Consider the following 12,788-nt stretch of genomic DNA (forward strand, 5'->3'; position numbering starts at 1 on the left):
GCCCTTGGCAAGCATGTTGAAGTTGCTGGGAAGCCGGCGGCCGTTCCGATAATCACCGGGGTGGCCCGTGGTCGCCTCAGAGCGACAACAGGGAGCGTTGACCATGCAAGAGGCCCGCCGGCCAGGACTGCTCGAACTTTTCTTCGTGAGTCGTCGGCGTCCGCCTGCGCTCGTTGCCGCCCAGGCCGATCAACGCTTGCGTTTCCTGGTCCGCCATGCGTACGAGCACATTCCCTTCTATCGCGAGCATTGGCGCTCCGCCGGATTTCACCCGCGCGATTTCCGCGACCACACCGATCTGCCCCGCATTCCGCCCGTGGACAAGGAATTGCTCGTGGAGGCCGGTGACGCCGTGCTCGATCCCCGCGTACCACGGCAGCGCTTCAACCTGATGACTACCAGCGGCACGTCCGGCCGCGCCATCCGCATCGCTCGTACCATCAGCGAACTGCGGGTCACGCGCCGGGCGATCCTGCGCACCTTCGTGCATGCGGGGCTCCGGCCGTGGCACCGCGTCGTTACCGTGGCGAGTCCCTGGCTGCACACACGGAAGGGCATGGTGATGAACGCCATCGCCAAAGTGCGGCACCTCTTTCCGCTGCTCCCGCTGGACGAACAGATTGCAATCCTCGACCGGTTCCAGCCGCTGGGCGTGATTGGACAGACCGGTGGCATCTACCTCCTCGCGCGCGAGTTGCTGCGCCGCGGCCGGACCTTGCCAATGCGCGCGGTGCTGCCGACCGGGGCGACGCTTATGGATGAAATGCGGCAGACCATCGCGCTGGCGTTCGCGGTCGAGCCCCGGGACATGTACGGTGCCATCGAGGTCGGCCCCATCAGCATGCAGTGTTCGCACGGGAACTACCACATCGATGCCGACCGTCTGGCCGTGGAGATCGTCGCCCCCGATGGCCGGCCGGTCCCTCCCGGAGTGCCCGGACAGGTCGTGTGCACGGCGCTGCACGCCCACGCGATGCCCTTCATCCGGTACCGGCTGCTCGATATCGCCGCACTGCGAACGGACACCTGTGGCTGTGGCGTACGTTTCCCGCTGATGACGGCGGTGCAGGGCCGGATCAACGACTTCCTGCCGACACCGAACGGCGAGCTCGTTTCACCGCACTTCTTCTTCCATCTGTTCGACCATGCCGAGCGCAATCCGGTCAGGAACTGGCGGCTGACACAACATTCCCGCGTGCATCTGAGCTACGAATACGAGCCCGAATCCGGCGCGTGCCCGGAAGAGTTTGAGCGCGGCATGACCCTGATACGGCAGCGGTTCGGACCGACCTGCCGGCTGGATGTCCAGGCCGTGGCCCACATCCCGCTGACGGAGGCGGGGAAACGCCGTTGTATCATCTCAAAGCTGCGACCGACACACGCCGGTCTGGAGCGCGCCTGGATCGAGGGGGCCACGTCCGGCAGCGGTAATGGTAAAGCCGCGGTGGTGAATGGCGCGAGCCCGGCGGAGATAGGCGCATGAGAGTCCCCGGACTGGTGATACATATGGCCGTATTTGTAATCGGCCTGATCCTATTCCATTGGCTGGAGCGGCGTTACCCCATTCAAGCCGCCCAGACGTCCGGCCCGAAGCGCCGGGGTTACTTCGCAGACCTTGCGGCGGCCTTTGTCAATGGTCCGTTCCTTGGAACGCTGACGAAAATCGGCGCTGCGAACGTGCTGATCATGCTGCCGGTGTTCTACGATGCTTTCGGTGGCTGGCCGTGGTGGCTCCAGTTCGCGATTTTTCTGCTCTACAACGACTTCATGCGCTACTGGCTGCACCGCTGGTACCACGAATCAGACCTGCTGTGGCGGATTCACCGGGTCCATCACACCTGCACGGAAATGGATGCGCTCTCGACATTTCGTGTACATCTGCTCGAAGCCGTGATCAAATACGGTGTGATCATGACGCCCTTCTATGTGCTCATGATCGATCCGACCGTCATCATCGTGTACACCACGATCGATATTTTGAAGGGCTTCTGGCATCATGCGAATGTGCGGACGGTGATCGGCTCCTGGAACTACGTGCTGAACTCGGCCGAGCTGCATTGGTGGCACCACGCGGTGGACGGCCCCGGGCAGTACTCGAACTACGGCTCGATCTTTTCGATCTGGGACCGGCTGTTCGGCACGTTTTACTACCCGCGCGGCGAGTGGCCGAAGCAGGTGGGCGTGGAGGGCATGGAGGCGTTCCCCGACACGTACACCGGGCAGTTTGCCACCGTGTGCTACGACGATGACGGTGTACGGCGGAAGTTTTGCGGGTCCTCCCGGCCGATCGCGGAGGACGGAGCGGCGCCTCCAGCGCAACTTCCACCGGACTCCCCGGCGCGGACCGGGCGGGGCGCATTGAAAACCTCAGCCGGGGGAGGGCTTGCATGATTCGCTCGACGTTGCTGCTGGCGCGGAAGGATCTCCGTGTGCTCGCGCAGAATCGCACCGCGGTGTTCTTCGCGCTCTTGTTCCCGCTCGTCTACGCTTTCTTTTTCGGGTGGGTGTTCGACAGCGTCGGGCGGGCGCAGTTTGAGAAGGCCATCGAGATCTTCGTGGTCGACGAAGATCAGACGGACAAGTCGCGGGAGTTTGTCGCCAAGCTGCATGCTTCCGATGCACTCAAGTCCGAAGTGGCTCCCAACCGGGCGTTTGCGGCCGACCAGATCCGCCGCGGGGAGCGCGCCGCGCTGGTCGTGATTCCGGCCGGCTTCGCCGCGGCCCGCGCCCGCCCCCTGGGAGCGGAACCGCCGGTGCTGGAGATCGGCACCAGTCCGCGGCGCCAGGCCCAGCAGCGGCTGCTCCAGGGCGTGTTGACGCGCATGATGTTCGACGAGCTGCGCGGGGCCTTCAGCTCCCTCTTGCGGCTCACCGGTCAGGGCCGTGGTGATGGGGCTGGATTCGAGCCCGTGCATATCGTCATCAACGACCTGACCGAGCGGAACACCGGTCCGCGCAACGCGTTCTCGGTGTCCTTCCCACAGGGGATCATGTGGGGTTTGATCAGCGCGGCGGCGGGCTTCAGCATCTCGATCGTGTCGGAGCGCACGGCGGGTACGCTGGCACGATTGCAGCTTGTGCCGGTGGACCGGGCCTACATCGTGGCCGGCAAGGCGCTGGCGTGCTTCATCACACTCACGATCGTCTCGCTCTTCATGATCGCCGTAGCGCTTGCGGTCGGGGTCCGGCCGGATTCCCTGCCGCTGCTGCTGCTGGCGGCGGTGGCGACGGCGATCGCGTTCACGGGCATCATGATGTTGCTGGCGGTGCTGGCGACGACGGAACAGACGGCGGGCGGTCTCGGCTGGGCAGTATTCACGGTCATGGCGATGATCGGCGGGGCCCTGGTGCCCGTTTTCTTCATGCCGGAGTGGTTGCAGCCGTTATCGTTGATCAGCCCGGTCAAATGGGCCATGCATGCGTACGAGGGCGCCATCTGGCGTCATTTCTCGCTGTGGGAGATGCTGTTGCCGGTGGTGATCCTATGCGCGATCGGCTTCGGAAGCTTTGTGATCGGAGCGCGTTTCCTCTCGGCTCCGTTCCTCTCCGCGCGCGCGACGTAATGGGCATACCGGGCCACCACGAACTGCGCCGGCGACTTCTCCCGCACCCGGCTTCCTCGTTCCCGCTACAGCAGTCCGTGCTTCTGCAGCCGGTAGCGCAGCCGATCGCGCGACAGGTTGAGCAGTTTGGCGGCCTTGGTCTGGTTGTACTGGGTGCGCTCCAGCGCCTGCTTCAGGAGCTGGCTCTCGAGATCGTGCAACTTCGAGAAGTCGAATCCCTCCGGCGGCAGCGTGATCGCATCCGGATCCCACGACATCTCCCCCGTGGACACCGGCGCGGGTTCATGCCGTCCCAGCACGAGGTCTTCAGGGGTGATGACGGTGTCCTTACACAGCAGGACCGCACGCTCGATGACATTGCGCATCTCACGGACGTTGCCGGGCCAGGTATAGGACTGCAACAGGGCGGCGGTCTCCGGTGCGAGTTTCGTCATGGGCTTCTTGAATTCCTTCGCAAAGCGGTCGATGAAGTGCTGTGCGAGCAGTCGGACGTCGTCACCCCGCGCCCGGAGCGGCGGCAGCACAATCGTCACGACGTTGAGCCGGTACATCAGGTCGGCGCGGAATTCTCCGGCCCGGATCGCCTGCTCCAGATCGCGGTTGGTGGCGGCGATCACGCGCACGTCGACGCTGATTTCACGCGTCCCGCCCACGCGCCGGAAGGTGCGCTCCTCGAGAAAACGCAGCAACTTGGCTTGCAGGGCGGCCGGCATGTCCCCGACTTCATCCAGGAACACGGTTCCGCCGTGGGCCAGCTCGAACAGTCCCTGTTTCTGGGCCTTCGCGTCGGTGAACGCCCCGCGCTCGTGGCCGAACAACTCCGATTCGAGCAGCGCCTCAGACAGGGCCGTGCACGTGACGTTGATGAAGGGCATGGCAGCGCGTTCGGAATTGTGGTGGATCACGCGCGCAATTAAATCCTTGCCGGTGCCGGTTTCCCCGCGCAGGAACACGGTCGAGACCCCGGTGCGCGCCACCTGCTTGATCGTGTCGAAGAGCTTCAGCATGGAAGCATCGCGGCCGATGATCGCGTTCACGCCGTATTGCGACTCCAGGTGTCGCCGCAACTCGCGCACTTCACGCTTGAGCTGGGTCGTCTCCAGGGCCTTATCCACCGTCGCGAGCAGCTCGTCCATCTGGAAGGGCTTGGCGATGTAGTTGAACGCCCCCAGCTTGATGGCCTGCACGGCCGTCTCGATCGTGCTGAAGGCCGTCATCATGATGACGACCGCGTCCTGATCCGCTTCACGAACCGCCATCAGGACATCCAGCCCGGTCATGTCGGGCAATTTGAAATCGAGCATGATCAGGTCAAAGGTGCCTTCTCCAAAGGCCTCTACGGCCGCGGCGCCGGTGGCCGCTTCGGTCACCTGGAAGCCGCGCTCCTCGAACTTCTGCCGGAGCGACCAGCGGATCAGACTCTCATCCTCAACGATCAGTGCGCGTATGCTCATCCGGCACTCCCACGGCCGCGGAGGGCAAGCTGGCCGGCAGGGTCACGGCGACTTCCGTGCCCGCACCCGGTCGACTTTCGATTTCGAGTGCTCCGCCGTGCGCCTCCACGATCTTCAGGCAGATCGGCAGCCCCAAACCCGTTCCACGGGCCTTGGTGGTAAAGAAGGGTTCGAGTGCGCGCCGGGCCACCTCCTCGGACATCCCGGCACCTTCGTCCACGATGCTCAATCTCACATCGGCTCCGTGGCAGGTCGCCACCAACCGGACCAGGCCACTGACGGTCGACGCCTGGGCTGCATTGAGCAGCAGGTTCATGAGTAGTTGTTCGAGCAGGTGTTCATCCGCAGCCAGCGGGGGCAGGTCGTGCGCGATGCTGAACTCGAAGCGGATACTTGCAAATTCGGGCTCCTTCCCAAGGAGTGCCAGAACGCGCTCGATGGCGCGGGGCAGATCGCAACGCTGGTAGCGCGGCGGTCGGGGGCGGGCGTAGATGAGCAGGTCCTTCACCGTGCGATCAAGGCGATGAATCTGCCGTAGCACTTCGCCGAGTACGGGAAAATGCGGATCACTCGGCTTGAGCCCCGCCCGAATCACCTGGATCGCACCGCTGATGCCGGCCAGCGGGTTCTTGATCTCGTGAGCGAGCGAGGCGGCCAACTGCCCGATGTGTGCGAGCTGCTCGGCTTCGCGCAGACGTGCTTGTACGGCGTCCCGCTCGTGCTGACGTACCTGGTGCGTGTCCACTTCACGGTAACCATCAAGCAGCAATGCGGTCTCGAGGATCAGCAACTTCCGCAGCGCATGCTGCGCCGCCGGCAGATTGGGTAGCGCTAGACCGGCAACCTCTCGTTCAACTTCGAGTTTGACCAGTTCCAGGGCTGCAACCAGAAATTGTTGTGGGAGCCCATCGCGGAGCTGATTGCGACCCAGGCGCGCTGCGTCGGCGGCAAAATCGGCGTCGTAATGGCCGCTGAAGAGGCGCCGGAACCATGCCACGAGTTCCTGTCGCACGCCCATGACCTGATCCGGAGTTTCAAAAGCGCCCTCTGTCCCGGGCCAGGAGATGATCTGCGTTAGGCAGCGCTCCACCAATGCAGGCATCCTGAGACGCAGCGCTTGGCCCAGTTGGCGAAGCTGCTCCGCATCATCGTCGCCAAAGGAGACGTAGTATTTGACTTGCTCCAGCACCGTAGTGAACATCCCACGACAGTATACCCCGAAGCTGGGTGGTGTTGCGTGAAATCCCGCGCGTTGCGGAAAGGCCCCCAGCCCGCTGCGATCCATTTCAAGGATATTACGGGCCTGTATCGCACCTTTGGAACGTCCCGCATGTGCTGCGGTGCGTAAGCTCCGCATAAATCGGGGAAGTTTCCCCATCGGCCGTGGCCGCCCGGTCTGGACATCTCTCACGGCGTGTGGCCTGTTGAGAGCACGTCCTCGATAACAGTCGTGGTGATTGCGCTTAGCTCGTGGACGACCCGGTTGGCCCCGGCTTCACGGAGTCGGTCCGCCGGGTGCGTCCCGGTCAGGCCGATAGACGGCATTCCTGCCGCGGTAGCGGCCCGGATGCCGACAGGGGCGTCCTCGACGACCACGCACGCCTTCGGTGGCATACCCAGCCGGCGAGCGGCCAGCAGGAAGACGTCCGGAGCCGGCTTGCCGTGGACCACATCGTAGCCGTGCACGGTGGCCTGAAAATAGCGATCTAGGCCACCGGCTTCGAGGACCAGCATCAGGTTCTCAGGGGGACCGGAGGTGCCGACCGCCAGTGCGAGGCCGGCTGTTCGCAGGCGTTCCAGGAGGTCGAGGCAGCCCGGCATGATAGGCACGTTCTGACGTACCAGATCGCGGTAGACGGCCTCTTTCTCGGCATCGTAGGCGGCCACCATGCTGTCGCTGGTGGTGGGGCCCCAGAGAGTGCGGATGATGTCGGCGCTCCGCCGGCCGAAGAGTTGTTGAAACTGCGCATCGTCGATCTCGATGCCGTCACGGCGGGCGAGAATGCGCCAACTTTCGGCGTGAGGTGGACCGGAGTCCACCAGCACGCCGTCCATGTCAAAGATCACTGCCGGCATTGGAGGGGGCCTCTGTAGATGCACTCCGTTTCGGTGGGAGTATAAGGGGCCTGATGGTCCTTGACAGCCACGATGGAACGAGGAGATTGCGGACGCAATCTGCGCATCACCCGCCACAACTTCCGACGTTGAGGGGCAAAGTTGTGCCGTCTACACTGCGGCCCATGATGAGTCCAGCTCCCGATCAGGCCGACTCGATCCCCGCGCAGGCGGCACATTCGGGGCCTGCGCTCGCCGCGGCGCGCGACGGCATCGTCGTAGCTGTGGATCTCCGCAAGATTTACGAGAGTGGCGGTGAACGGGTTGAGGCACTTGCCGGCCTTGATCTCACCGTTCCGATGGGTGAGTTCTGCGCCATCATGGGTGCCAGTGGCTCGGGTAAGAGTACGCTGCTGCATGTGACGGGTGGTCTTACTCCACCTACGAGCGGCACGCTGCGCGTCGAAGGCCACGATATCGCCCGCATGTCCGACCGGGCGCGCACCATCTTCCGCCGCCGCCGTATCGGCGTGATTTTCCAGGAGTTCAACCTCCTGCCCACGCTCACCGCGCGCGAGAACGTCGCGCTGCCGATGCTGGTGGATGGGCATCCGCTGCGGGCGTGCCTGGCGCGGGTTGACGAACTGCTCGATACCGTGCATCTGCTCCCGCGGGCCACGCACCGGCCCGATGCGCTCTCTGGCGGTGAGCAGCAGCGCGTGGCGATCGCCCGTGCCCTGCTCAATGACCCGGCCCTGATCCTCGCAGACGAGCCGACCGGCAACCTGGATTCCAAGCAATCAGCGGAGATCTGGGCACTGCTCCGCAACATCGCCGATACACGCGGCAAGACGATTCTCATGGTGACACACGAAGCCCCCGGTGCGGCCTACGCCGACCGGGTGGTCATTCTCAAGGACGGCCGCGTAGTGGGCACGCTCGCGCCGAAGGGCAATCGTGATGCAGCACTGGTCAGCGCTGGCTACCAGGAATTGGCGGGTTAAACGAACTCGCACGGCCGGCGCGGTGCTTGCGATTGCGCTTGGAACCGGCGCGGTTGTATGGGTAACCTGTTGCTATGAATCCGTGCAACGCACGGTCATGGAATGGGCCGAAACACATGTCGGCCGCAGTCACATCACCATCCAGTCCCCGCTGGGCAAGTACGATACCCTGCCGCAGCGCATCGTCGGCCAGATCGAGCCCGTCGAGGGCGTGCGCCAAGTCGTGCCGCTGTTGGTGCGCCGGCTGCCGTCGGCGGCCGAGCGCCGCACTGCTCCGCGGCCGGCCAACCAGCGCTTCTGGACAATGCCCGACGTCGATTTTCACGGGCTCGATCTGGAGCGCGAGAGTGCGATTCGCGACTGGTCCGAGCGGCTGATGCCCGGCGGTCGGATGCTGCGTGCAGAGGACGATGCGGCGTGCGTTCTGGAGCAGTCGATTGCCGAGGAGCAGGGTGTCGGGGTGGGCGACCGATTGCTGGTGTGGCGTGGGCCGTTCGACGATCAGCCGCCGTTCGAACTTGAGATTGTGGGGGTGATTCATCGCGAGCGGGTGGCCCGCTTCCAGAAGGGCGTGGCCCTGGTACAACTGCCGACGCTCCAGCGCATCAGCGGGACGTTTGCCCTGGTCAATTCGGTTGAAGTGGTGCTGGACAATCCGACGATCGAGAACGTGCGCCTTGTCGGGGCACGCATCCAGGCGGCGCTGCAGGGCTTCCCGCAGGTCTACATGCGCAGCAGCGAAGCCCGCATGCAGCAGATCAACCTCGCGCAGCGCCAGCAGCAGGTCGTGCTCGTTCTGATGAGCTGCATGGCCCTGTTGACGGCGCTCTTCATCATACTCAGCACCCTCAGCATGGGCATGATCGAACGCCTCGCCCAGCTTGGCCTGCTGCGCTGCGTCGGCATGACGGGAGGGCAACTTGCCGTTCTTGTGGTGGCCGAGGTCCTGCCGCTGGGCCTGCTCGGAGTTGCTCTGGGTGTGCCCATCGGACTGCACCTGACCCAGTGGACCGTGTGGGCGGTGCCGGAGTACGTCGGCCGCTTCGCCATCAGCACCTGGGGCGTCGGGCTCGCGTGCGGGGCCGGGCTGCTGACCACGCTGCTGGCGGCCGTGCTGCCAGCGGTGGCAGCGCTGGGGGTTTCGCCGCTGGAAGCCACGCGCCCACGGGCTCGCCGCACGGGGGCGCATTGGCTCGTGGCCGCTGCCGTCATCGCGTTCACCCTGCTGGGTGTGCAGCACCTCATCATCGGCTACCGGGTGCAACGCGATCTGGAATTCGTGCAGTGGTCGGCGGCGGCCGTCGTGCTGTTGTACATGATCTACGCGGCGCTCGCGCCGCTGCTCGTGTATATCGCGAGTCGGCTGGCGGTGCCGCTCACGGCACGGGTGCTGGGTGTGCGCGCCGTGCTGTTGCAGGACCAGGTGGGGCACGCCGTCTGGCGCTCCGCGGGCATCTGCTGCGGGTTGATGGTGGGTTTGTCACTGATCGTGGGACTTGTGGTCTTCAGCACCAGCTTCAAGACCGGGTGGCAATTTCCCAGCCAGTTTCCGGCCGCCTACATCTGGAGCGACGAACAGATTCCGGGCGAGGCGGCCGCGGCGGCATTGCGCGCGGTGCCCGGGGTGGCGAACTTCACCACGGCCAACGCTCCGAACGTGATTGTCGAGGAGCGGCCGCTGTTCAATGAGGAGTTGCTGAAGTCCATCACGTGGTTTCTCGGGATCGACCCCGAGTCATTCTTCCGGTTGATCCAGATGGAATTCGTCGAGGGTGATCGTGATTCAGCCATTGCGCTGCTTGAGCAGGGTGGTCATGTGCTGGTCGCGGCAGACTTCGCCCGGACCCGCAAAAAAGGCGTGACGGAGATCCGCGACCCGGATGGGCGGATTCTGCAGAGCAACGACGTGCGGGTCTGGTTCAACAATCGCTGGACGACGTTCAAAGTCGCCGGCGTGATTGACTCCCCGGCGCTGGACATTGCCGCGAGCTACTTCCAAGTGCAAAGTGAGGCGAAGATGGCGGCGGTCGGGTCGGTGATCGGGTCGAACGCAGACCTGCGCCGCCTGTTCGGTGTGGACGGCACACGGCTGATCCTGCTGAACTTTGACCTGGGTGCCGAGCCCATTCCCGCGGACTGGCCACCGCCACTCGGCTCGCCGGAGGGGCGCATGCTCTCACACATGCACTACAACGAAAAGATCCCGCTCGAGCGCCGCTGGCAGAATTACCGTGAGACGCGCGTGCTGCAGGAAGTCTGCCGGCGGATCAACGCGCCGGCCCGCTATGGCACCGCGACGGAACTGAAGGATGAAATCGACGGTGAACTGACGCGGCTGACGTATCTCCTGACGGCCGTGCCGAGCATGGCGCTACTGGTGGCTGCGCTGGGGGTCGCGAACCTGATGACTGCCAACGTGGCCAGCCGCACGAAGCAGTTGGCGACCCTGCGGGCAGTCGGCGCGACACGCGGATTGGTTCTGCGGCTTGTCATCGGTGAGGCGCTCGTGCTGGGAGTCCTGGGGAGCGCCCTGGGCTTGGTGCTTGGGCTGCACTTGGCGTGGAACGTCCGCACCATGACGCTGCATGTGGGGATACGAACTACCGTTTGCCGTTCCTTGGGATATGGTGGCCTTGGCTGTGGGCATGACCGTGGGGTTGTGTGTGCTGGCGGCCATCGTCCCGGCTCGATACGCCGCGCGCACCAACGTGATTGAAGCCCTGCGTGTCGCGTAGCGCCCGATGCTACGGCTGCTGCCGCGGCCGCAACCACACTCCACCCGGTTCCTCGTACCCCTTCCACGCGTAAGGGTCCGCGCCGCAAATCGGCAGCACGCACCGTCGGTCGGCCGTCGCCGGACGTTCACCCGCCCGCACTTCCCACGGCAGCAGTGACCACGCGTTCATGTAGTGACTCACCAGCGCGCGGCGATAGCCGCTTGAACGATTGCGTCGCGAGCGATGCAACAGGTAGCCATTGAAGAACACCACCCCCCCGGCCGGCAATTCCACCGGAATCTCGGCCGTTTCGTCAAAGCCGTAACTCTCTGCGGCGAAGTCGAATTCGTCGGGCTGTTGGTGTGCCCGCTGCGGGTAGAGGTACCCCAGGCGCTGCGACCCGGGGAGCACCCACAGGCAGCCGTTATCAACCGAAGCGTCGTCGAGTGCGATCCACGCGCCGCAGAGTGAGCGGTCGCGCGTCGGGATGTAGATCTCGTCCTGATGCCACGCCTGCCCCGGGTCACCCGGGGGTTTCACGAAGAGCATCGACTGCATGCACTTCACGCGGCCGTCCCAGGCCGGCAGGTGCGCGCCGACGATCCGCCCCAGGACGCCGGCGATACCAACGTGCTGTACGAAAGCCCGCACCACCGGGCTCAGGAAATGTGGTTGGTGAATGGCGAGAAAGCTCCTCAGCACCGTGTCGTCGCTCAGACTGTCGGGTGCTGGTGTGATCTGCGGGCTCGGATAGTGCCCGCGTGCGATGGCCACGGCGTCGGTACGCAGCGCCTCGATTTCGCCACCGGTCAGTAAACCGGGCACCACGAGGAATCCCGCGTGCACGTAGTGCTGCACGTCCGCTGCGGCGAGCTGGACGGGCGCGTGGTCGGGGCGGCCGGTCACGAGTAGCGCTCCGGGGAAGTTCTCAACTCGCGGCGTCGCGCGGCGCGGCATCGCGGACACCCAGTACATCCGGCTTGAAAACGCGCGTCTCCAGCGAGTGAATGTAGCCCGTCCAGTCGCTGGCGGCATTGGAGTCCGCGGCGATGGCGCCAAAAGTCATGGCGAGCTTCGCATCGAGGTTGTCGAGGTAGTGGATCATGAACGCCTCGGGTGTTGCCGGCAACCGCGGGCTGCCGAACTCGTACTTCCCATGGTGCGACAGAATCAGGTGCTTGAGCACCGTTTCAAGCTGGTGCGGGAAGGGGCGCCCCGTCTCGGCCTCGAGCGCGCGGCAGCGGTCATGGACCCAGAGCGTGCACAGCACGATATGCCCGACGAGCTGCCCTTCATTCGTGTACTCGAAGTTAGTCTCGAAGGCGAGTTCAGCCGTCTTGCCCGCATCGTGCAGGAACACGCCTGCGAGCACCAGGTCCTGGCTGATCTCCGGGTACAGCGGGCACACGGCCAGCGCCAGCCGCAACAAGTTCCGCGTGTGTTCCACCAAGCCGCCGACATAGGCGTGATGCATCTGCACGGCGGCCGGGGCCCGCGTGAAGCGCGTGACGAACTCCTCATCCTGAACGAATTTTGCGAGTAGCGCAAGCAGGTCTCGGTTGCGAACCTGGCGCAGGTGATCTTTGACCTGGTTCCACAGCGCATCGCGGTCGTGCCTGGAGGAGGGCAGGAACTCGGCTGGATCAACCGCCCCGGGTTCGACAGTGCGGACGCCGTCGACGATGAATTGGCGGTTGCCTTTGTAGTTCTCGACGCGCCCGCGGAAGTGGGCGAGCCCGCCGTCGGGCAACGAGTCGAACAACTCCTGGGATGCGTTCCAGATGCGGGCGAGCATCTGGCCACTCGCGTCGGCGATGACGACATGCACGTACAGGCCGCCGTTCGAAGTGGTCCGTAGATCTTTCTGCTGGATGCGGAAAACCTGGTCATCGAGGCGGTCGCCGGCTTGTAATTCGGCGACGGGTTTCCGCGGGGGAACCGGGGGGGTACTGCTCATCCGCACTCCTTTCACCGTGCTAGCTGCGCTGCGCGGCG

The 12,788-nt window shown here is 64.6% G+C and carries 10 protein-coding genes; 5 read left to right on the forward strand and 5 right to left on the reverse strand.

All coding sequences use genetic code 11. The features are described from left to right. The first annotated feature begins 103 nt into the window (after positions 1-103). The 3 genes from IPM18_17870 to IPM18_17880 are packed head-to-tail and all read left to right on the forward strand — an operon-like array spanning position 104 to position 3,563. Positions 104-1,483 carry a phenylacetate--CoA ligase family protein gene (locus IPM18_17870; protein ID MBK9121451.1) on the forward strand — a complete coding sequence of 460 codons (1,380 nt, stop codon included), beginning with the start codon at positions 104-106 and terminating at the stop codon, positions 1,481-1,483. Then, entirely contained in the window at positions 1,480-2,391 is a 912-nt protein-coding gene (locus IPM18_17875) for a sterol desaturase family protein (GenBank protein ID MBK9121452.1), read from the forward strand. Before IPM18_17870 ends, IPM18_17875 begins: the two co-directional genes overlap by 4 nt. Then, positions 2,388-3,563, forward strand: a complete 1,176-nt coding sequence (locus IPM18_17880) for an ABC transporter permease (GenBank protein ID MBK9121453.1) — start codon at positions 2,388-2,390, stop codon at positions 3,561-3,563. The genes IPM18_17875 and IPM18_17880 overlap by 4 nt, the downstream gene beginning before the upstream one ends. A gap of 65 nt (positions 3,564-3,628) precedes the next feature. Here IPM18_17880 and IPM18_17885 read toward each other — a convergent pair whose 3' ends face one another. The 3 genes from IPM18_17885 to IPM18_17895 all read right to left on the reverse strand — a co-directional run bounded on the left by IPM18_17885 (position 3,629) and on the right by IPM18_17895 (position 7,093). Next, on the reverse strand, positions 3,629-5,017 hold the full coding sequence (locus IPM18_17885) for a sigma-54-dependent Fis family transcriptional regulator (protein MBK9121454.1): 1,389 nt from the start codon (positions 5,015-5,017) through the stop codon (positions 3,629-3,631). Next, complete coding sequence (locus IPM18_17890; GenBank protein MBK9121455.1) at positions 4,992-6,206, reverse strand: hypothetical protein; 1,215 nt, start codon at positions 6,204-6,206, stop codon at positions 4,992-4,994. Before IPM18_17890 ends, IPM18_17885 begins: the two co-directional genes overlap by 26 nt. 218 nt (positions 6,207-6,424) lie before the next feature. Next, positions 6,425-7,093 (reverse strand): HAD family phosphatase, encoded by a 669-nt coding sequence (locus tag IPM18_17895; protein ID MBK9121456.1) that lies wholly within the window; start codon positions 7,091-7,093, stop codon positions 6,425-6,427. A gap of 167 nt (positions 7,094-7,260) precedes the next feature. Here IPM18_17895 and IPM18_17900 point away from each other — a divergent pair, with 167 nt between their 5' ends. Together IPM18_17900 and IPM18_17905 are read left to right on the forward strand one after the other, a co-directional pair. Then, positions 7,261-8,076 carry an ABC transporter ATP-binding protein gene (locus tag IPM18_17900; GenBank protein MBK9121457.1) on the forward strand — a complete coding sequence of 272 codons (816 nt, stop codon included), beginning with the start codon at positions 7,261-7,263 and terminating at the stop codon, positions 8,074-8,076. Next, positions 8,030-10,792, forward strand: coding sequence for an ABC transporter permease (locus IPM18_17905; GenBank protein ID MBK9121458.1), 2,763 nt, complete (start codon positions 8,030-8,032; stop codon positions 10,790-10,792). The genes IPM18_17900 and IPM18_17905 overlap by 47 nt, the downstream gene beginning before the upstream one ends. A gap of 28 nt (positions 10,793-10,820) precedes the next feature. Here the strand turns inward: IPM18_17905 and IPM18_17910 are convergent, their stop codons facing one another. Continuing rightward, positions 10,821-11,750, reverse strand: coding sequence for a phytanoyl-CoA dioxygenase family protein (locus tag IPM18_17910; GenBank protein ID MBK9121459.1), 930 nt, complete (start codon positions 11,748-11,750; stop codon positions 10,821-10,823). Next, positions 11,722-12,750, reverse strand: a complete 1,029-nt coding sequence (locus IPM18_17915; protein MBK9121460.1) for an HD domain-containing protein — start codon at positions 12,748-12,750, stop codon at positions 11,722-11,724. The genes IPM18_17910 and IPM18_17915 overlap by 29 nt, the downstream gene beginning before the upstream one ends. Between the last annotated feature and the right edge of the window lie 38 nt (positions 12,751-12,788).

The organism is Phycisphaerales bacterium, assembly GCA_016716475.1.
GTDB lineage: Bacteria > Planctomycetota > Phycisphaerae > UBA1845 > Fen-1342 > JADJWG01.

Bases quoted from the DNA above. Each gene is read 5' to 3' on its own strand.
- IPM18_17870 (MBK9121451.1), top strand. From the start codon at position 104: ATGCAAGAGGCCCGCCGGCCAGGACTGCTCGAACTTTTCTTCGTGAGT.
- IPM18_17885 (MBK9121454.1), bottom strand. From the start codon at position 5,017: ATGAGCATACGCGCACTGATCGTTGAGGATGAGAGTCTGATCCGCTGG.
- IPM18_17900 (MBK9121457.1), top strand. From the start codon at position 7,261: ATGAGTCCAGCTCCCGATCAGGCCGACTCGATCCCCGCGCAGGCGGCA.
- IPM18_17910 (MBK9121459.1), bottom strand. From the start codon at position 11,750: ATGCCGCGCCGCGCGACGCCGCGAGTTGAGAACTTCCCCGGAGCGCTA.
- IPM18_17915 (MBK9121460.1), bottom strand. From the start codon at position 12,750: ATGAGCAGTACCCCCCCGGTTCCCCCGCGGAAACCCGTCGCCGAATTA.
- IPM18_17880 (MBK9121453.1), top strand. From the start codon at position 2,388: ATGATTCGCTCGACGTTGCTGCTGGCGCGGAAGGATCTCCGTGTGCTC.
- IPM18_17875 (MBK9121452.1), top strand. From the start codon at position 1,480: ATGAGAGTCCCCGGACTGGTGATACATATGGCCGTATTTGTAATCGGC.
- IPM18_17895 (MBK9121456.1), bottom strand. From the start codon at position 7,093: ATGCCGGCAGTGATCTTTGACATGGACGGCGTGCTGGTGGACTCCGGT.